At 62.7% G+C, this 18,163-nt stretch carries 12 protein-coding genes, 3 tRNA genes, 3 rRNA genes and 1 pseudogene; 8 read left to right on the top strand and 11 right to left on the bottom strand.

The genetic code is table 11. From position 1 onward, the window contains the following. Positions 1–18: 18 nt before the first annotated feature. From GC146_RS16970 to GC146_RS16985, 4 genes are all read right to left on the bottom strand, one after another. The gene (locus GC146_RS16970) at positions 19–168 is read right to left on the bottom strand and encodes a hypothetical protein (protein WP_291841285.1); all 150 of its coding nucleotides are present in this window, start codon (positions 166–168) and stop codon (positions 19–21) included. Positions 169–180: 12 nt separating this feature from the next. After that, positions 181–819 carry a DsbA family protein gene (locus tag GC146_RS16975; RefSeq protein WP_291841286.1) on the bottom strand — a complete coding sequence of 213 codons (639 nt, stop codon included), beginning with the start codon at positions 817–819 and terminating at the stop codon, positions 181–183. After that, positions 819–1,442, bottom strand: coding sequence for an NAD(P)H:quinone oxidoreductase (gene wrbA / locus GC146_RS16980; protein ID WP_291841287.1), 624 nt, complete (start codon positions 1,440–1,442; stop codon positions 819–821). The genes GC146_RS16975 and wrbA overlap by 1 nt, the downstream gene beginning before the upstream one ends. A gap of 105 nt (positions 1,443–1,547) precedes the next feature. Continuing rightward, the gene (locus tag GC146_RS16985) at positions 1,548–2,435 is read right to left on the bottom strand and encodes a LysR family transcriptional regulator (protein ID WP_291841288.1); all 888 of its coding nucleotides are present in this window, start codon (positions 2,433–2,435) and stop codon (positions 1,548–1,550) included. Between the two features lie 419 nt (positions 2,436–2,854). Here GC146_RS16985 and GC146_RS16990 point away from each other — a divergent pair, with 419 nt between their 5' ends. From GC146_RS16990 to GC146_RS17025, 8 genes and pseudogenes are all read left to right on the top strand, one after another. Beyond that, entirely contained in the window at positions 2,855–3,532 is a 678-nt protein-coding gene (locus GC146_RS16990; protein WP_291841289.1) for a response regulator transcription factor, read from the top strand. After that, entirely contained in the window at positions 3,519–4,913 is a 1,395-nt protein-coding gene (locus GC146_RS16995) for a HAMP domain-containing sensor histidine kinase (protein ID WP_291841290.1), read from the top strand. The genes GC146_RS16990 and GC146_RS16995 overlap by 14 nt, the downstream gene beginning before the upstream one ends. Positions 4,914–5,002: 89 nt before the next feature. Continuing rightward, positions 5,003–5,449, top strand: a complete 447-nt coding sequence (locus tag GC146_RS17000; protein WP_291841291.1) for a hypothetical protein — start codon at positions 5,003–5,005, stop codon at positions 5,447–5,449. A 174-nt stretch (positions 5,450–5,623) separates the two neighbouring features. Then, the gene (locus tag GC146_RS17005) at positions 5,624–6,376 is read left to right on the top strand and encodes an ABC transporter ATP-binding protein (protein WP_291841292.1); all 753 of its coding nucleotides are present in this window, start codon (positions 5,624–5,626) and stop codon (positions 6,374–6,376) included. Continuing rightward, positions 6,373–7,317: a hypothetical protein gene (locus GC146_RS17010; RefSeq protein ID WP_291841293.1), complete on the top strand. Its 945-nt coding sequence runs from the start codon at positions 6,373–6,375 to the stop codon at positions 7,315–7,317. Before GC146_RS17005 ends, GC146_RS17010 begins: the two co-directional genes overlap by 4 nt. Beyond that, positions 7,310–8,317 (top strand): ABC transporter permease subunit, encoded by a 1,008-nt coding sequence (locus GC146_RS17015; protein ID WP_291841294.1) that lies wholly within the window; start codon positions 7,310–7,312, stop codon positions 8,315–8,317. The genes GC146_RS17010 and GC146_RS17015 overlap by 8 nt, the downstream gene beginning before the upstream one ends. Positions 8,318–8,336: 19 nt before the next feature. After that, positions 8,337–8,966, top strand: a complete 630-nt coding sequence (locus GC146_RS17020) for a hypothetical protein (protein ID WP_291841295.1) — start codon at positions 8,337–8,339, stop codon at positions 8,964–8,966. Between the two features lie 90 nt (positions 8,967–9,056). Next, positions 9,057–9,244: pseudogene (locus tag GC146_RS17025) on the top strand (IS6 family transposase); the annotation flags it as partial. Positions 9,245–9,263: 19 nt separating this feature from the next. On the opposite strand, the gene GC146_RS17030 reads toward GC146_RS17025, so the two are convergent. The 7 genes from GC146_RS17030 to GC146_RS17060 form a co-directional block, all read right to left on the bottom strand. Further along, on the bottom strand, positions 9,264–13,094 hold the full coding sequence (locus tag GC146_RS17030) for an OmpA family protein (RefSeq protein ID WP_291841304.1): 3,831 nt from the start codon (positions 13,092–13,094) through the stop codon (positions 9,264–9,266). A gap of 811 nt (positions 13,095–13,905) precedes the next feature. Continuing rightward, positions 13,906–13,982 (bottom strand) — tRNA-Met (locus GC146_RS17035). 70 nt (positions 13,983–14,052) lie between these two features. Next, a 5S ribosomal RNA gene (gene rrf / locus GC146_RS17040) occupies positions 14,053–14,167 on the bottom strand. A gap of 83 nt (positions 14,168–14,250) precedes the next feature. Then, positions 14,251–17,079: ribosomal RNA gene (locus GC146_RS17045) — 23S ribosomal RNA — on the bottom strand. A gap of 387 nt (positions 17,080–17,466) precedes the next feature. Continuing rightward, a tRNA-Ala gene (locus tag GC146_RS17050) sits at positions 17,467–17,542 on the bottom strand. 173 nt (positions 17,543–17,715) lie between these two features. Beyond that, positions 17,716–17,792, bottom strand: a tRNA-Ile gene (locus GC146_RS17055). Between the two features lie 137 nt (positions 17,793–17,929). Beyond that, a 16S ribosomal RNA gene (locus GC146_RS17060) occupies positions 17,930–18,163 on the bottom strand; the annotation flags it as partial.

Below are 18,163 nucleotides of genomic sequence, written 5' to 3' on the forward strand. Positions count from 1 at the left end.
TGGCTCTCCTGTCGTGGCTCACCAGAGCGGATCGAACGGATTGCGCGGGTGTTTCGGCCAGGGCTCGAGGCCGATATCGCGCAACAGGTGGGGCGTCAGGTCGTGGGGGATGGCGCGGGGAATGTGGCGGCGGTGCCGGACACCGATGCGGGGGAACGGGAAGATCATGCGGGTCTCCTTTCAGGTGACGAGGCGACGGACGGCGCGCAGTTGCGCGGCCAGGGCGTCGCGCGGACCGTTGACAAGGCGGGTGCCTGTCTCGCGGATGATGAGGGTCGGGATGGAGCGGACCTGGTGCGCGCTGGCGTGGCGACGGTCGGCCTGAACGGCGCGCGCGGTGGCCGGATCGTCGAACAGGTCGGCGAAGGCGGCCGCCTCGAAGCCGAGCTCGCACGCGGCGTCAAGCACCGTGGCCGGATCGGCGACGTTGCGCGCCTCGGTCAGGTGCGCCTTCTGGAGGCGGTCGAACATGTCCCAATGGGCGGCCTGCCCGCCAAGCCGTTCGGCGGCCTTGCACCCCAGCGCGGCGGTCATGCCATGCGGGTAATCGAAGGGGGCCGTGCGCATGGCTTCGATATCGACGCGCTCTGGCCGGTCGCTGGCCTGCCGGCAGGCGGCCCAATGGCCCAGAATGGCCTCGCGGGCCTGTTCGGGCGTGCCCCAGCGCGCGGCCATCTCGGCCGGGCTGTCCTGCAACACGAACGTGCGATGCCGGATGTCGAGGCGGAACTCTTCGACCAGGCTGCGCATCCGCGACGAGATGTTGAAGCACCAGCAACAGACCACGTCGTGGAAGAAATCGATGGTCAGCGGGGCCATCACGCGGCCTCCTCGGCAAAGGCTGCCCCGGCAAGCCGCGCCGCCAGCCGCGCCACGTGCGCGCCCTGGAAACGCGCACCGGCAAGGTCGGTCTCGGTGGGCGCGCGGGACCCGTCGGCGCCGGCGATCGTGCCTGCCCCATAGGGCGCACCGCCAACAATGCCCTCGGCCGTCGTCTGGCCCGCGAAGGTATAGGGCATGCCCACGATGAGCATCCCGAAGTGCTGAAGCGGGATCTGGGTGGACAGGAGCGTCGCCTCGTGCCCGCCATGCTGCGAGCCGGTCGAGGCGAAGACGGCGGCGAGCTTGCCCACCAGCGCATTGCGCGCCCAAAGCCCGCCCGCCTGGTCGAGGAACGACTTCACCTGCCCGGCCATCATGCCGAAAAGCGTCGGCGTACCGAAGATGATGGCGTCGTAGGCCTCAAGGTCGGCCGGCGCGGCAAGGGGCGTGTCGTCGCGGATGAACCCGGCCTTTTGCCGGATCTCCTCGGGCACGGTCTCGGGAATGCGGCGCAGGTCGACATGGGTGCCGGGCACGCTGCAGGCCCCCTCGGCCTCGGCCTGCGCAAGGGCGCGGACATGGCCGTAGCTGGAATAGTAAAGAACAAGAACGCGGGTCATGGGATCCTCTCGGGCTGTCGTTTCGATGCCTGAAAAGATCGGGGATGCGGCCGGCCGGAATAACCGGCCCGCTGTCACTTCATTCTTTACGCCTGTTGAAGAATGTCAGGGCCGCAGCGCCCGGCGCAGGTGGTCGAGGAAAGCCGTGACTTTGGCGTCCATGGCCAGCCGCGAGGCGGTGACGGCGAAGATCTCGGGCGCGGGAAGCTCCCAGTCGGGCAGGACGCGGACCAGTTCGCCACGCGCCTCGGGGCCGTTCGACACGAAATCCGGCAAGGTGCCGATGCCCTGACCGGCGATCAGAAGATCGCGCAGCACCAGGCTGTTGCCGACCCGCACCGGCGGGTCGAGGTCGATGGTGATCGAACCCGCGGGGCCGTGCAGGTCCCAGGTGGTCAGGTGCGCAGCCAGCAGGAAGCCAATGACCCGGTGCTGCGCTATGTCCTGCGGCACCTGCGGAACGCCGGCCCTTTCAAGATAGGCGGGTGCTGCGAAGATGCGTTGCCGCATCGTTCCGATCTTGCGCGCAACCAGCGCCGAATCCGGCATGGCCGCGCGGATGCGGATCGAAACGTCGAAGCCGCCCTCGACCATGTCGACCACCCTGTCGTCCAGCGACAGCGTGACCCGCAGATCGGGATAGCTGTCCAGAAACCCCGGCAGGATCGGCGCGATCACCGTCTGCCCGAACGAGCTCGACGCGTTGATCTTCAGATGGCCTCGCACCGCGCCGGCCCCATCGCGAATGCGCGTTTCGACCTGGACCACGGCATCGAGGATGCCGGTCGCCTCGTCATAGTAAAGCTGTCCGGCATCGGTAATCGACATGGACCGGGTCGTGCGGGTCAGCAGCGTGGTGCCAAGGCTTTCTTCAAGCAGCCGGATCTCGCGGCTCAGCAGAGCGGGCGAAACGCCCAAATCCTTCGCCGCCCGCGCGAAGCTGCCGCGCTCGACGATGCGGCGGAAGGCATGCATGACGGAAAGCTTGTCCATGGCCGAAGGTTATCACGCAAATTCTGCCTTCGGCATATCCTTGAGCCAACCATCCGGGCGGTTGGTCGATGCCACAAGCGACCTCGCAAACATGGTGCCAATCAGCGAGAAGCTCCTCGTCTGCGTCAAGGATTTCGCAACCCGCTGAATCATTTATAATTTTTATAGATTTCTGATGGATGTCATCGCCATCTCCTGACGCCGCGATTCAAACTCCGACGCCCCCGCAGGTCCTCGTTTTAACGAGCTTGATCCGTCGCCGGCATTGGGGTCCGGACTGAACTGCGCCCCTGATGCACCAGCGGACCTGATTGCCGCCGGCTTTCGCCCAGATTACAGAATTGTATGCTGGCAGAGACCTTTGTGTCAGACCGTCCGCTTAGCGGTCGTCAGACCTGTCCGACAGCCGAAAGCGTGCCATGCGTATCTTGTTAATCGAGGATGACAACTCTGCAGCCACCTACGTTGTGCGCGGCCTGGCCGAGAATGGCCATGTCTGCGACGTGCTTGCCGATGGTACGGACGGCCTGTTTCAAGCCACACGCGAGAAATATGATGCCGTCGTGGTGGACCGGATGATACCCGGTTTGGACGGTCTGTCGCTGGTGCGCGCGCTGCGGGCTGCGGGACGCAAGATGCCGGTGATCTTCCTGACAGCATTGGGCGGCATAGATGACCGGGTCGAGGGGCTGGAGGCGGGCGCGGATGATTACCTGACAAAGCCTTTTGCCTTTGCCGAACTCTTGGCCCGCCTGAATGCGTTGGCCCGGCGCCCGCCGGTGCAGGAGGTCAAGACCTTCTTGAAGGTCTCCGATCTGGAACTCGACCTTCTGCGCCGGGAAGCGGCGCGTGCGGGCCAGAGGATCGACCTGCTGCCCAAGGAATTTACCCTGCTGGAAGTTCTGATGCGCAACGAAGGTCGGGTTGTCACCCGCACGATGTTGCTCGAGCAGGTATGGGATTTCCACTTCGACCCGAAGACGTCCGTGGTGGAAACTCACATAAGCCGGCTGCGTGCCAAGATCGACAAGCCGTTCGACGAGGCGCTGCTGCACACCGTCAAGAACATGGGCTATTCGCTGCATGCGCCCCGGTGAACTCTGGCGGCATAGCTCGTTCCGGCTGGCGCTGGGCGTCACCTTTTTCATTCTTGCCACGCTGGCCGTTGTCGGCGCAGCAGGCTTCGGCGCGATGACAACGCAACTTGCCGCGCGGCAAGACGCCCGCGTGCGCGAGATATTCAACGTTTTCCAGCAGACACAGGCAAATGGCGGCCAGTCCGACCTGATCGAGGCGATCGGCATCCGCATCAAGGCCACGCCGTCGCGGTCTGCCGTCTACCTGCTGCGCGATCGGGCGGGAAAGGTGCTGGCGGGAAACATCGCCGATATTGCCTTGCCGCAGGGTTGGATCACGGTGCCGGCCGCCCGGCTGGGCGTGCCGACCGATTACCCCTTTCGGGTCTTCACCGGCCAGGTGGGCCCCTACAGCCTGACCATCGGGCTGACCAATGCCGATCTGGACGATCTGCGCGAGATTGTCCAAAGCGCGTTCGGCTGGGCAGCGCTGTTCGTCTTGCTGGCGACGCTGGTGGTGGGCAGCCTGCTGGCGGTGCGGGTGCAGCGCCGGCTGGCGCGCGCCGAGGCGGCGGTGGCCCGCGTGGCCCTTGGCGATCTGACCGCGCGATTGCCTGTCTCGGGCCACGGCGATGACCTTGACCGGATGTCGCAGGCGATCAATGCCAGTCTTGCGCGGCTGGAGGGGCTGGTCGAAGCGATGCGGCAGGTGAGTGCCGACATTGCGCATGACTTGCGCACACCGCTGAACCGGCTGCGCATCCACATCGAAGAGGCCGCACGCAAGTCCGAGGCCGGTAGCGACAGCTCGGAAGACCTTGCTGCCGCCCTCGCCCAGAGCGAGGCGATCGACGGCACCTTCTCAGCGCTCCTGCGGATCGCCCAGATCGAGGCGGGCGCGCGGCGACAGAAATTCGCCCCCGTCGATCTGGCCGCCCTAATGACGAACGCCGCCGAGGTTTATGCCGACGTCGCCGAAGATGCCGGCCACAGCCTGCGCTGCGAGGCCATGACGCCGGCCTGGGTGCTGGGCGACAAGGAACTCTTGACCCAGTCAGTAGTCAACCTGATCGAGAACGCCATCCGCCATTGCCCGCCCGGCGCAACGATCCTTTGCGGGGTTCGAAGCGAGGGCGCGATGATCACGGCCTTTGTCGCAGATACTGGCCCGGGCATCCCCGAGGCAGAACGCGACAAGGTGCTGCGCCGCCTTTACCGTCTGGAAAAAAGCCGCACGACCGAAGGGTCCGGCCTTGGGCTGGCGCTGGTCAAGGCGGTGGCCGATCTGCACGACGCTTGCCTGCGCCTGTCGGATGCCGGGCCGGGGCTGCGCGTGTCATTAACGTTTCAGCGGACGGGCGGCGCGATCCCGCCTGCGGCACGCTCGGGCCAAGCATTGTAATCTGGGCGACAGCACCCTGTAAGTCGGGCTCCCCATCTCGGTTTCATCGGCGCGCATCCTGCGGGCCGGATAAGAAACGGAGATAAAACATGACACATCAATCATCCCTTTTCGCCGCGGCCCTGCTGCTGACGGCCGTCGGCGGCACGGCGGCATTGGCGCAGACCGGCACCGTCGCCCCGACCGAGGCGCCGATGGCCGAGGCGCAGCCGTTTCTGGCCTCGCCCACCAGCCTTGGACAGGCCGTTGCCACGGCCGAAAACGCTGCCTCCGGCAAGGTCGCCAGCATCGAATACCAGGCCGGCGAAAGCGGCATGCCGGACATGATCATGGCCACTGTCGTCCAGTCCGACGGCACCGAGAAGATGGTCGCGATCAACCCCGCCGACGGCAAGGTGTTGTCTGTCCAGATGGCCTCTGCCGACCCGCAGGCCGGCGAAAACGCGGGGGAAAACGCCGGTGAGAACGGGGGCGAAGACGGGAGCGACAACGGGGGCGACAACGGCGCGCAGGACGGCGAAAACGCCAATAACTGACGCCGCCCTTCCCTGACACCAAAGGCGGCGCCCGACAGGCCGAGGCGCCGCCTTTTCGGGCCCGCGGCCCCACCTCACAAAACTGTAAATCCGCCGCAAGGCCGGTGCGGTCTGCGGCAGACAGACAGCGCGCAAAGCCCGGCATGCCCGGCCACCACAGCAAGGAGCCCAGCCATGAGCGACCCGATCATCATGACAGATAAACTGACCCAAAGCTTCGACGGCGTCAGGGCCGTGGACAGCCTGACCTTGGAAATCGCCAAGGGCGAGGTTTTTGGCTTTCTGGGCCATAACGGCGCGGGCAAGACAACCACGGTCCAGATGCTGACGACCCTTGCCAAGCCGGCCTCGGGCACCGCACGGGTCGCCGGACATGACATCCGGACAGATCCCCTTTCGGTGCGACGCTCCATCGGTTACGTCCCTGAAAACGTGCGACTTTACGACACCCAGACGGCGACAGAGAACCTGTTGTTCTTTGCCCGGCTGTCGGGCGTCGAGGCGCCGCAAGCGCGGGTGGCCGAGGTGCTGGACCTGCTGGACTGCACCTATCTGGCACATCAGCGCGTCGGCGGGTTTTCCAAGGGGATGCGGCAGCGGGTGGGGCTGGCGCAGGCAATTCTGCACCGGCCGTCCGTGCTGTTTCTGGACGAGCCGACGTCGGGCCTTGACCCGATGGGTATCAAGATGCTGCGCGATCTGATCATCCGGCTGAACATCGAGTTCGGCATGACGATCTTCATGAACACCCACCTGATTTCCGAGATCGCCAAGACCTGCACATCCATCGCGGTGCTGAGCCATGGCAAGCTGGTGTTTCATGACCGCATCGAGGCCGTCACGGCCCGCTACGGCGACGACGCGGCGCTTGAAGAGCTGTACCTGTCGCTGACCCCGGTAGGTCGCTTGGCCGGGGCCGCGGCATGAGCCCCGCGATGAGCCCGCGCTGGTTGGTCGCCCGCCAGTCGGCCCTATTCGTCCTGCGCGAGCGGACGGTGGCCCTGCTGGGGGCAATGTTCATTGTTCTGGTGCTAATCTCGGCATGGTTGGGATGGTCGGCTACGGCAACTGTCGACGGCATCTATCAACAGGCAACCGTTTTCCTGAAGGCCGCAGGCCGCACGGTGCCGCCCAACCCGGTTTTTGACATGTCGCCGCTGTTCCTGATGCGCAACATGTCGGTCTATGTGGCGCTGATCGGGGCCCTTTCGGCCATCGTGATCGGTAACCGGTTGGTCTGCCTTGATCGCAAGGCGGGCGTCCTACCCCTGATCGGCATCCGCCCGCTGAGCCAAGGCGACTATGCCATCGGCAAGATCGCGGCATTGGGCGCGCTGATAGCGGGCCTGTCCATTGTTGCCGCCGTCGCGGCGACGGCCACCTTTCTGGTCTTGCCATCGATTCAGCTGAGCCTTCTGCAATGGGCGCAACTTGTCGGATTCATGGTGGTTTCGGCGGTATACATGGCCATTTTCGGGTTGATAGGGCTGGCCACGGGGGCGTGGTCCCGCTCGGAAACCGTGGGGTTGCTGTTGCCGGTGACCGCATGGCTGGCGCTAACCTTCATCCTTCCACAACTGACCGCAAACCTGAACCCGACCGCTGCGATCAACCCGATCTCTGCGCTGGCGGCACCGCCTGACATCGGTTTCTTCCACTGGACCGCGCAAATCCTCGGGCCGTTCTCGCTGGCAGATTCGTTCAAGTTCGCCTCTGCGCGCCTGCTGGACTACCTGCCGCCCGACATTTCCCCACCCTCTTTCATCCCCCCGTTCCTCGATCTGCTGCTTGCCCTCGTTGCGGCGACGGCCCTGGCATGGCGCTCGCTGACCGGCCTCGCCATGACGCAAGGAGACTACAATGTCTGATGCCATCATGACCCCGGCCGCTGTGGCCCCAAGCCCAATACGCACCATCGCGGCCAAGGACATCCGCGATGCCCTGCGCGACCGCTTTGTCCTGATCGTTACCGTTTTTCTGGGCATTGCCGCCGTGGTGGCGCTGCTGACCGGCGCGATCGCGCTGCGCAATGACGTTGCCACCTATGACGCGGCCAAGGCGACGCTGTTGGCACTGGGCAAATCGGCAGGCGAAATCAAGGCGCCCGAGTTCTATCCGCTGCGCCTGCTGCGCGGGGCCATCGAGCAGATCGAGATCATCGGTGCCGCCATCTCGATCCTGATCGGCTATCGCGCCGCGGCCAGCGAACGCGGGCGCCAGACACTGGCGCTGATGCTGACGCGGCCAATGCGTCCGTGGCAGTTCGTGGCTGGCAAGGCGCTGGCCGGGATCGCGCTGCTGGCCGGTGGTCTGGCGCTGGTGCTGGGGATGCTCACGGCGGTGCTGCATCTGAGTTCCGGTGTGGGCCTTGTGCCCGATGACCTGCTGCGGATCGCGATCGTCTGGGGCGTGGCCGTCGCCTATTCCGCCTGTTTCTTCCTCGTGGCCTTCATCCTGACGCTTCACATGCGGCAGATCTCACATGCGCTGCTGGCTGCCTTTGCAGTCTGGCTGACGCTGGTGCTGATCGCGCCGCAGGTCGGCGACACGCTCGACCCCGACAACCAGGTGGCCGGTGGCGTCTTTGCCCAACTGCAGATCAGCAAGCCCGATCAGACGCAGATCATGAAGGGGTTCGCCACCTTCGAGGCGCTGCGCAACGGGATCGAGGAAGCCTCGGTCACCAAGCATTTCGAGCGGTTCACCTTCGCCGTTCTGGGCATCAAATCCACCTATACCGGCATGGCGCTCTGGCCGGTCCTCGTCGAGATGACCAGCAACCTGATCTGGATCGTGATGACAGTTCTCGGCCTTGGCGCGCTGGCACTGGCCCTCCCTCTTAACCCCGACCGGCTTGCAAAAGCCTGATTTCAAAGGAAAGACGACCATGACCCTGAAGAGAAACCTTTCGACCCTCGCGCTTGCCTCGCTGCTGGGCCTGACCATGACAACCGGCGTGATGGCGCAAAACAAGGACACCGATGGCGACGGCATTCCGGACTCGGCCGAGGCGCTGCTGGGCACCGATCCGCTGGTGGCCGATACCGATGGCGACGGGCAGAATGACCTCGCCGACAAAGACCCCACATTCATGGCCAATCCCATCGACATGACCGGCGCGCCGGCGCCGTTCGTGATTAAGGAGGCGTTGGTGGAAAACAACTACGACTATGCCGCCAACAAGACCGCCCCCGACCACCTGGAATTGCTGGTCGTGAACAAGGGCACCTCGCCACTGACGGGCATGTCGATTTACTACACGATCACCGACGGGCAGAGCGGCAAGGTTGAAGGCACGTTCCGCAAGCTTGACGGCTTCAGTGTGCCGGCCGGGGGCGAGGCGCGCATCCACTTCGACGCCGGCACCATGCCGGGCCATTTCCGCGCCAACCCCAACTCGATCTACGTCACCAGCACGGCCTCGAAGACGTTTTCGATTGTGCTGAAAGCGCCCGGATTTGCCCCGGTCACCGCCACCATCAACAAGGACAAGGGCGGCGCCGAAACCGCCGACTGACGGCACCACTCGGGCGTTGCGCCGGAGCGGGCGGGCGCCGTCAAACGAACTCGGGCTGTGGCGGGGCAGACGGAGGGCTGGCGTCCTGCTATGCCCCAACGCAGCCCCTTCCGTCAGGTCAATATTCGCCCGAAACCATCCGCCTGGCGGGGATGATGTATGCACGCTTTCCGCTGTCGCCTGAGAACGGCGACAGCCTGTTGCACGAAAGCGGCGTTGGCGTCAGCCGCGAGAGGGTGCGGTTCTGGTGGTGCCGGTTCGGGCACATGTTCGTCGCCAAGCGCCGGCAGCCCTGTCCTAGAAGGACATCGAGTAGGTACCCCCCACCGTGACCGCACCCGTTCCACCCATCCCCACGGAACTGTCGAACTGCCCCGGTCCCATCTCGGTGACATAGCGCCACGAGACTGATCCACTGGTCGCCGTGCCGGATTGTTCAGCATCGAGGGCAAGGCTCCACGACCTGCCATGGGCATCCAGCGGGTGGGCATATTCGATCGAGGTGCCGAACCCGAAGGACGCGGCATCGGCGCCAATCGCCCGGCTATAGGCCAGCCGCGGCGCGACCGATAGTGTGTCGGCATCGCCCGGAAGCAGGTCGGACATCCTGAGCTCGGCGAAGAGGCGCGCGCCTGAAAGCGCAGGCAGGTCCAGGGCGCCGGTATCGCGCAGTGCACCGCGCGCGGCCACGATCGCGGCCTTGCCACCGGGTGACCAGGCGAGGTCGGCCCCCACACGCGGGCTGAAAGTCAGCCCCAAGGCGCGGGTTTCGCCCGACACCGCGACGCCGCCGAAGCCCGCAGCATAGGTGTAGGACCCGGTCGCGCCGATCGTCCCGCCATCCCGGTCAAAGGTCAGATCGATACGATGCTTGCCGCCCGCGATGCCAAGGTACCAGTCGACGAACAGGGCATGATCGACGCGGGCCGCGCCATAAAGCCCGGCATTGAGGCCCACGCCGTCGATCTGGCCCATTGCCAGCCCCGTCACGGCCGATCGTGTGCCGTAAAGCCCGAAGAAGGTGCCGCTGACGCGGTCGGGGGTCGCGAAACGCTCGCGCCGCGCGCTGAAGCCGACCATGCCTTGCGACAGCCCGTTGGCTGGCTTCGTCCAGCTCAGGTCGCCCGAGACGATTGTCCAGCTGTCGCGCTGGCAATCATGCGTCTCGTGCCGGAAGCTGCCAGCGACCGAGGCGCCGGTGTCATCGGCATGAGCCGCGAAGGCATGAGTCTCGCCCGCGCCCGGATTGGGCAGTGCGCAGGGATCGGCCGGGGTTTCGGTGGCCAGCGCCTCAAAGACCACCCGGCGGTTGCGGCTCTTGCCGTCCGCGGTTGCATTGTCAGCAATCGGACGGGTCTCGCCATAGCCGCGCGGCTCCATCCGCGCAGGCGCGATGCCACGTTGGGCCAGCGCCTCAGCCACTGCCGCCGCCCGGGCCCGGCTCAGTGCGAGGTTTGCCTCCGCGGTACCGTCGCTGTCGGTATGGCCCGCAATCTCGAAGCGGACATCGGGACATCCACTCACCAGCGCAGCCAGACGGTCAAGCACAGGGCCGTTCTCTGCCGGGATCACCGCACTGGCCGAGGCGAATTGCAGAGGCGATCCGGCCAGAAGCGCCGTTGCCGCCGCCATGCAGTAGTCCCCCGTATGACGCGATTTCAGCCGGTCGAGGGCCCCCGACGCATAGCTTTGCATCCGGCCCGCCTGCTGGGTCATCGTCGCGGCCATGTCGTTGCTGAGGATGTGCGTCAGCTCATCCTTGATCTGCGGCAGCAGCCTGCCGTCAAGCGGGATATGGTTGTTGACCACGCCGTTGGACGTCGCGCTCGCGGCCTCGCCATCGAACGTCAGCGCGAAGCCGAGGTAATAGGTCTGGCTCATCGCGGCGTTAGGCGTGTCGTCGGGAACGATCTTTTCCAGCCCGCCCCCCAGCCCGGGCGTATAGGGCCCGGCCTGCGGAGGCACCGCCGCCGAGACCTGATAGCCCGCCTTCTCGACCACCAGCGTGTAGGTGCCCGATTGCGCGGTCGCGGCGTTCAGGATGTAGGTATAGCGGCCATCGGCATCAGTCAGCGATCCGTTTGCCTGCCCAAGGGTCACGTCGAGCCAGCTGTCAGGCACGGCTGTGCCGTTGAAGGTCAGGGTCACCTTCACCCCGGGAAGCGGCGCAAAGCTTTCGCTGTCGTAGACCACCCCGCTGGGATCGACGAAAACGGCGTCCTGATTCACCTTAACGGCGCCGGCCCCTACCAGGATTGCCTCGATACGGTTGCCCGCATTGGTCGCATCCGCGCTGGCGGCGGTCGGGTCGATCGCAGCGCCGGGATCGGTGAATTGCAGGCCGTAGGTCCCGGCCGGCAGGCCGACGAACCGATAGCGGCCGTCGCTGTCGGTCGTGGTGCAGACCGGCTGGTTCTCGGTATCGAGGACCGGCACGTAATCGGCACCCGTGGCCTGCAACAGGCATACCGTCACCCCCGCCTTGCCCGAAAGATAGGCCCGGACCTGGCCACTCACCTCGCCGGGAAAGCCGGTGCCGGTGGGGCTGCCATTACCTGCCGCCGAGCTGTTGCCACCGACCGCGCTTTGCGCGCTGATCGGGTCCCCCACCGGTGGCGATGCGGTGATCGTGGCAAGGTTCTTGACCCCGCCCGCGGCAATCGCCCCGGCCTCCAGCGCATAGGTGGCCCGATAGGTCCAGCTGTCCCCCGGGGCCATCGTGGTGCCCGACGCGGGCGCAATGCGGACTGGGCCCGTGCTCAGCGTAAGGGGCTTGCCATTCACATCGGTGAAATCGTCCTGCAGGCCGATATCGGAGAGCGTGACGTTGCCGGTATTTTTCACGAGTATCGTGTAGATCAGCACATCGCCTACCCGCACCCCGTCATCCAGCGCCGTTTCGTCCACCGTCTTGGTCACGCTCAGCTCGGCCTTGGCGGTCAGCGGCGTGACCACGCCGTTTCCGGTGGCGGGCGCGCTGGTAGCGGTGGAGGCAGTGGCGTCGGCGCCCGAGTAGACGCTGAAGCGGTCCGCTGCGCCCGAGGGCGGGGTCGCCGTTGCGCTGGCCACGTTTTCCACCCCGCCGGCATCGAGGTCGGCCTGGGTCAGGGTGTAGCTCGCCCCGTAGCTCCAGGTCTCGCCCACGTCGAGCACGCCATTGCTGTTGGTGTCGCCCGAGACGTAGACCTCGTCCGCCGTCAGCGCGTCGTCCAGCACGACGTTCGTCAGCGAGACATTGCCGCTGTTCTTCACAGTGATCGTGTAGTCCAGCACGTCGCCCGGCTGTGGCGGGTTCGACAGGCCGGTGGCATTTGCGGTCTTTGTCACCGTCATCGCCGGGGTTTCGGCTGCCGAAGCAATTTGCTTTGCCACGGCGCAGATACGGTCGCTGAGGGCCGCGATGTACCCCTTGGTGGGATTGGCGATATCAGCGTAGGTCGAACCGACGATGACATTCGAGGCGGCCCCGGCCACGGTATCCATCATCGTCTTGAATGCCGCGTCGTAGGTGGTGTCCGGATTGCGCGGATCGTAGGTATTGGCCGGGTCGTATCGCAGGGCCGCCTCGGCGGCCAACATGATGACAATCTGGTGGCCTGCATCGCGGAGCGTCTTGGCCCCGGCCTCCAGCGCTGCCTGGTCACTTACCTTGCCAAGCCCCGAGGTCAGACCGTTGGCGTCGGTCAGCATCACCACGATGGAAGGCACGCTGCTGCGCACTGGAGCGCCGCCGTCGGTCTTGTAGGCACTGGTATCGTAGGCCGTGATGCCATTCGCGGCATAGCTCATCGCCGCGCCCGGATAGGTGGAGCCATTACCATTGCGGGTATAGGCAGCGGCGACGGTAGGAAAGGATCCGGTCAGGCCACTGATCAGCGTCGGACTGGTCGCCCAGGCCACCAGTGCACCACGGAAACCTGCCGTGGCATCGAAGGCAAAGCTATTGGCAACCGAACTGATAAAGGTTTGGGAATCCTCGAATTCGTTATTGGGCGTGCCCGAGGTGCCGCTGACCACGCTGGTGGATTCGTCGTTGAGAAACCACAGTTCGACCTGCCCACCACATTGGGCCGTCGGGGCCGCCCATGCAGGGCCGCCCACTGCGTTCAGCAAACCAAGCGCAAGCACAGCCAAGAGACTCAGACGGCCGAAGCGGATGGTGTCGTGGCAGATCTGACAAAGCCGGGCAAGCGACGGTCTGAAGCCGATTTTCTTTCGCGTCGTGTTCATCAACAGCTACTCCGGTCCCGGCAGCACTGCAGTGCGCCACTTGCATTCTCGGTTACGGCGAGGGAACGGACCGCTCGTTCTGCCCACCGGAAAGCGCAGATAACTGCCGCGAGAATCGCAATTGGCGCGGTCTGCTCAATCAGCGGGGATGGAGGTAAAACGGACCCGTCCCAAGCCTTTTTTCAGAACGCATAGCCTTCCAAAAAACGTAACTGCGAGTCACTTTTTGGGCGACTGAACGAAGGACATTGTCGCGGATATCCTTCGGATAGTCAGATAGCCGAATTATCTGCCTGCTTTGGTCATTTTGGCGGAAGTCTGACCGGACGCTGGTCAGGTGGAACATGGTGGGATGTCATGAAAGCCATGCCGGGGTTGGCACGCGACAAGGACATCACGCGCCGGATGATCGCAGGACTGGTCGTCGAGGCGTTGAATTTCTGACCGCAGATTACCGCGCCACCCGACGGCAGCGCTGACCCTAACGCGTAAAGTGGAAGGGGAAGGAGGCTCCAGCGCAAGCTTTCCGCGACGGTGATGATTTACTCACCCATAACTTTCGGAGGCGTTTTCAGATAAACCCCAGTTGAGGGGTGGCAAGGGGCGAGCCAGACTGGTCCAAGAGTATTGCCTGCTAGGCTCTTTGCGGACACCAGCCGGGCACAAAAAAACGGCCTACGGCGATGTGCCCGTAAGCCGTCGATTTGTTTGGTTGCGGGAGTAGGATTTGAACCTACGACCTTCAGGTTATGAGCCTGACGAGCTACCGGGCTGCTCCATCCCGCGCCAATGCGCACCTCGCGTAAGACAGAAGCGAGGTACATCGAAAAAGAGAGATAAGGATGTTTCTTTCTAGGTCTGGCAGTGACTTACTCTCCCACGTCTTGAGACGCAGTACCATCAGCGCAACGGCACTTAACGGCCGAGTTCGGAATGGGGTCGGGTGTATTGCTCGTGCTATGACCACCAGACCAAGGAAGAAACATCGTTTCCAAGTCAAATACACGCGTCATGGTCGTGTATGCTTCTGATCTCAGTCTTGCTTCTACTGGATCAAATCAAGCCTATCGGACAATTAGTACCGGTCAACTGAACGCGTCACCGCGCTTACATCTCCGGCCTATCGACGTTGTAGTCTACAACGGTCCTCAGGGATACCTTGTTTTGAGGGGGGCTTCCCGCTTAGATGCCTTCAGCGGTTATCCTGTCCGATCATAGCTACCCAGCACTGCCGTTGGCACGACAACTGGTCCACCAGTGGATCGTTCAACCCGGTCCTCTCGTACTAGGGTCAACTCCTCTCAAGTATCCTACACCCACGGAAGATAGGGACCGAACTGTCTCACGACGTTCTAAACCCAGCTCACGTACCTCTTTAAATGGCGAACAGCCATACCCTTGGGACCTGCTCCAGCCCCAGGATGAGATGAGCCGACATCGAGGTGCCAAACGGTGCCGTCGATATGGACTCTTGGGCACCATCAGCCTGTTATCCCCAGCGTACCTTTTATCCGTTGAGCGATGGCCCTCCCACTTGGGACCACCGGATCACTATGACCGTCTTTCGACTCTGCTCGACGTGTCAGTCTTGCAGTCAGGCAGGCTTCTGCCATTGCACTCAACGACCGATTTCCGACCGGTCTGAGCCTACCTTCGCGCGCCTCCGTTACACTTTGGGAGGCGACCGCCCCAGTCAAACTCCCCACCACGCAGGGTCCCGGACCCGGATAACGGGCCGCGGTTAGACATCAAGCAAGGCAAGGGTGGTATCTCAAGGGAGGCTCCACGAGGACTAGCGTCCCCGCTTCGATGCCTACCACCTATCCTGCACATGCCTGGCCTGATGCCAGTGCGAAGCTGGAGTAAAGGTGCATGGGGTCTTTCCGTCTAACCGCGGGAAGTCTGCATCTTGACAGACAGTTCAATTTCGCTGAGTCCACATCAGAGACAGCGGGGAAGTCGTTACGCCATTCGTGCAGGTCGGAACTTACCCGACAAGGAATTTCGCTACCTTAGGACCGTTATAGTTACGGCCGCCGTTTACTGGGGCTTCAGTTCGGAGCGTGAACCCCTCCCTTTAACCTTCCAGCACCGGGCAGGCGTCAGACTGTATACGTCGCCTTACGGCTTCGCACAGCCCTGTGTTTTTAGTAAACAGTCGCCACCCCCTAGTTTGTGCCCCCCGCCCATACTTGCGTACAAACGGGGCCTCCTTCTCGCGAACTTACGGAGGTATTTTGCCGAGTTCCTTTGATGTGGTTCTCTCAAGCGCCTTGGTATGCTCTACCAGTCCACCTGTGTCGGTTTAGGGTACGGTCTTGCGGAGGGCTATTTCCAGGGACCACTCAGCAGCCCGGTCAATCCGATAAGACCTGACTACCTCTGCAATCCGTCACCATCTCCTGGCCCAGGAATATTAACCTGGTTCCCATCGACTACGCCTTTCGGCCTCGCCTTAGGGGCCGGCTTACCCTGCTCAGATTAGCTTTAAGCAGGAACCCTTGGACTTTCGGCGAGAGGGTCTCTCACCCTCTTTATCGCTACTCATGTCAACATTCTCACTTCCGATCTCTCCACCGGATGCCTTACAGCCCGGCTTCACAGAAAACACCGTGCCTTCGCAACCGCTTGCACGGCTGGAAAGGCGAGGTGTTATATCACGGAACGCTCCGCTACCACGTGGATTTCTCCACATCCTAAGCTTCGGCTCATGGCTTGAGCCCCGTTACATCTTCGCCGCAGGACAGCTTATCTAGACCAGTGAGCTGTTACGCTATCTTTAAAGGATGGCTGCTTCTAAGCCAACCTCCTGGTTGTTTTGGCCGTCCCACATGCTTTCCCACTTAGCCATGAATTAGGGGCCTTAGCTGTAGGTCAGGGTTGTTTCCCTCTTGACACCGGACGTTAGCACCCGATGTCTGTCTCCCGGATAGTACTCCACGGTATTCGGAGTTTGCTTAGGCTCAGTAAGTCTGTGGGACCCCATCACCCATGCAGTGCTCTACCCCCGTGGGTATTCGTCCGAGGCGCTACCTAAATAGCTTTCGCGGAGAACCAGCTATCTCCAGATTTGATTGGCCTTTCACCCCTAGGCACAAGTCATCCCGACCTTTTTCAACAGGTGTGGGTTCGGACCTCCAGCACATGTTACTGTGCCTTCATCCTGCTCATGCCTAGATCATCTGGTTTCGGGTCTGATCCCAGTAACTCATTCGCCCTTTTAAGACTCGGTTTCCCTGCGCCTACACCTAGCGGCTTAAGCTTGCTACTGAGACCAAGTCGTTGACCCATTATACAAAAGGTACGCCGTCACCGCTGCTGCGGCTCCGACTGCTTGTAGGCGTCCGGTTTCAGGAACTGTTTCACTCCCCTCGTCGGGGTGCTTTTCACCTTTCCCTCACGGTACTTGTTCGCTATCGGTCAGTAAGGAGTACTTAGCCTTCGGGGGTGGTCCCCCGATCTTCAGACAGGATTACACGTGTCCCGCCCTACTTGATACGTCCCATCGAGCTTCCTGTACGGGGCTGTCACCCGCTATGGCTGACCTTTCCAGGCCATTCCAGTCACTCTCAAGGCTCGGCTGGTCCGCGTTCGCTCGCCACTACTAGCGGAGTCTCTCTTGATTTCCTTTCCTCCGGGTACTTAGATGTTTCAGTTCCCCGGGTTCGCTCTTAAACCCCTATGTATTCAGGGTAAAAGTACCTGTTTCACCCCACTATTGATACCAGAGGTAACAATAGCAGAATGTCAGGTGGGTTTCCCCATTCGGACATCCATGGATCAAAGCTCGTTCTCAGCTCCCCATGGCTTTTCGCAGAGTACCACGTCCTTCATCGCCTCTTACTGCCTAGGCATCCACCAAACGCCCTTTTCGCGCTTGATTTGATCCAGGAAAAGCAAGGCTCGGCGCCTCGCCTTCCCCAGCGTCATCGCACTTCTTCCCATCCGTTTCCCTGGTTCGTGGAAACGGACGTTGGTTAGTGTACTAGACTTGGACAACGCCACCTTTGCGGCCGGAACCTGAGTTCCGCCGCGGCCGCACCCCTTACTCGGGGCCGCCAGTGGCGCTGATGTTTCTCTCTGAACGATGTCAAAGCTCGAACGTCTTCGTTCAAGCCGCTCGAACGCTTGCGTTCGAACGTCATCCGACGGATCGGATGAACAAACGCAGCACGCTGCGCTTGTTGATCGGATCCTCGTGTCACAGAATTCGGCTCTCGAACTTCGTGCCGAAGTTCTGCCGCCATGCGCACTTTCTGGGAAAGTGCTTTGGTGGAGCCTATCGGGATCGAACCGATGACCCTCTGCTTGCAAAGCAGATGCTCTCCCAGCTGAGCTAAGGCCCCACGACTTTTGGCCGAAGGCCAAAAGGTCGAGTGCGAAAGTATTTTGCGCGCAAAATACGCAGGCACCCGCTCAAGGTCTTTGCCAGGCCACGGCGCCAGATCGGCGCCGGGTGACGCTGCGTATTTGCAAGGGCAAATACTTTCGCGCACGCAAATTTTGCATGCAAAATTTGTGGTGGGTCGAGGAGGACTTGAACCTCCGACCTCACGCTTATCAGGCGTGCGCTCTAACCACCTGAGCTACCGACCCAAGACCAGACCGGTAGGTCTGTGACAAACTGAAGAGATATGAGGACGGCCTGGCCCGTTTTGCTGCTTTGATTGCAGCTGCTAAGTGTTCCACGTCCAGCGAATGCAAGCATTCGCGAGAGCCAGGAACATCCTTAGAAAGGAGGTGATCCAGCCGCAGGTTCCCCTACGGCTACCTTGTTACGACTTCACCCCAGTCGCTGAGCCTACCGTGGTTGGCTGCCTCCATTGCTGGTTGGCGCACCACCTTCGGGTAGACCCAACTCCCATGGTGTGACGGGCGGTGTGTACAAGGCCCGGGAACGTATTCACCGCGTCATGCTGTTACGCGATTACTAGCGATTCCGACTTCATGGGGTCGAGTTGCAGACC

The organism is Limimaricola sp. (genome assembly GCF_016125575.1).
Lineage (GTDB): Bacteria > Pseudomonadota > Alphaproteobacteria > Rhodobacterales > Rhodobacteraceae > WGLM01.

Excerpts from the sequence above, each read along its gene's own strand:
- GC146_RS16990 (WP_291841289.1), top strand. The coding sequence starts at position 2,855 with ATGCGTATCTTGTTAATCGAGGATGACAACTCTGCAGCCACCTACGTT.
- GC146_RS16995 (WP_291841290.1), top strand. The coding sequence starts at position 3,519 with ATGCGCCCCGGTGAACTCTGGCGGCATAGCTCGTTCCGGCTGGCGCTG.
- GC146_RS17015 (WP_291841294.1), top strand. The coding sequence starts at position 7,310 with ATGTCTGATGCCATCATGACCCCGGCCGCTGTGGCCCCAAGCCCAATA.
- GC146_RS17005 (WP_291841292.1), top strand. The coding sequence starts at position 5,624 with ATGAGCGACCCGATCATCATGACAGATAAACTGACCCAAAGCTTCGAC.
- GC146_RS17000 (WP_291841291.1), top strand. The coding sequence starts at position 5,003 with ATGACACATCAATCATCCCTTTTCGCCGCGGCCCTGCTGCTGACGGCC.
- GC146_RS16975 (WP_291841286.1), bottom strand. The coding sequence starts at position 819 with ATGGCCCCGCTGACCATCGATTTCTTCCACGACGTGGTCTGTTGCTGG.
- GC146_RS16970 (WP_291841285.1), bottom strand. The coding sequence starts at position 168 with ATGATCTTCCCGTTCCCCCGCATCGGTGTCCGGCACCGCCGCCACATT.
- wrbA (WP_291841287.1), bottom strand. The coding sequence starts at position 1,442 with ATGACCCGCGTTCTTGTTCTTTACTATTCCAGCTACGGCCATGTCCGC.
- GC146_RS16985 (WP_291841288.1), bottom strand. The coding sequence starts at position 2,435 with ATGGACAAGCTTTCCGTCATGCATGCCTTCCGCCGCATCGTCGAGCGC.
- GC146_RS17010 (WP_291841293.1), top strand. The coding sequence starts at position 6,373 with ATGAGCCCCGCGATGAGCCCGCGCTGGTTGGTCGCCCGCCAGTCGGCC.
- GC146_RS17020 (WP_291841295.1), top strand. The coding sequence starts at position 8,337 with ATGACCCTGAAGAGAAACCTTTCGACCCTCGCGCTTGCCTCGCTGCTG.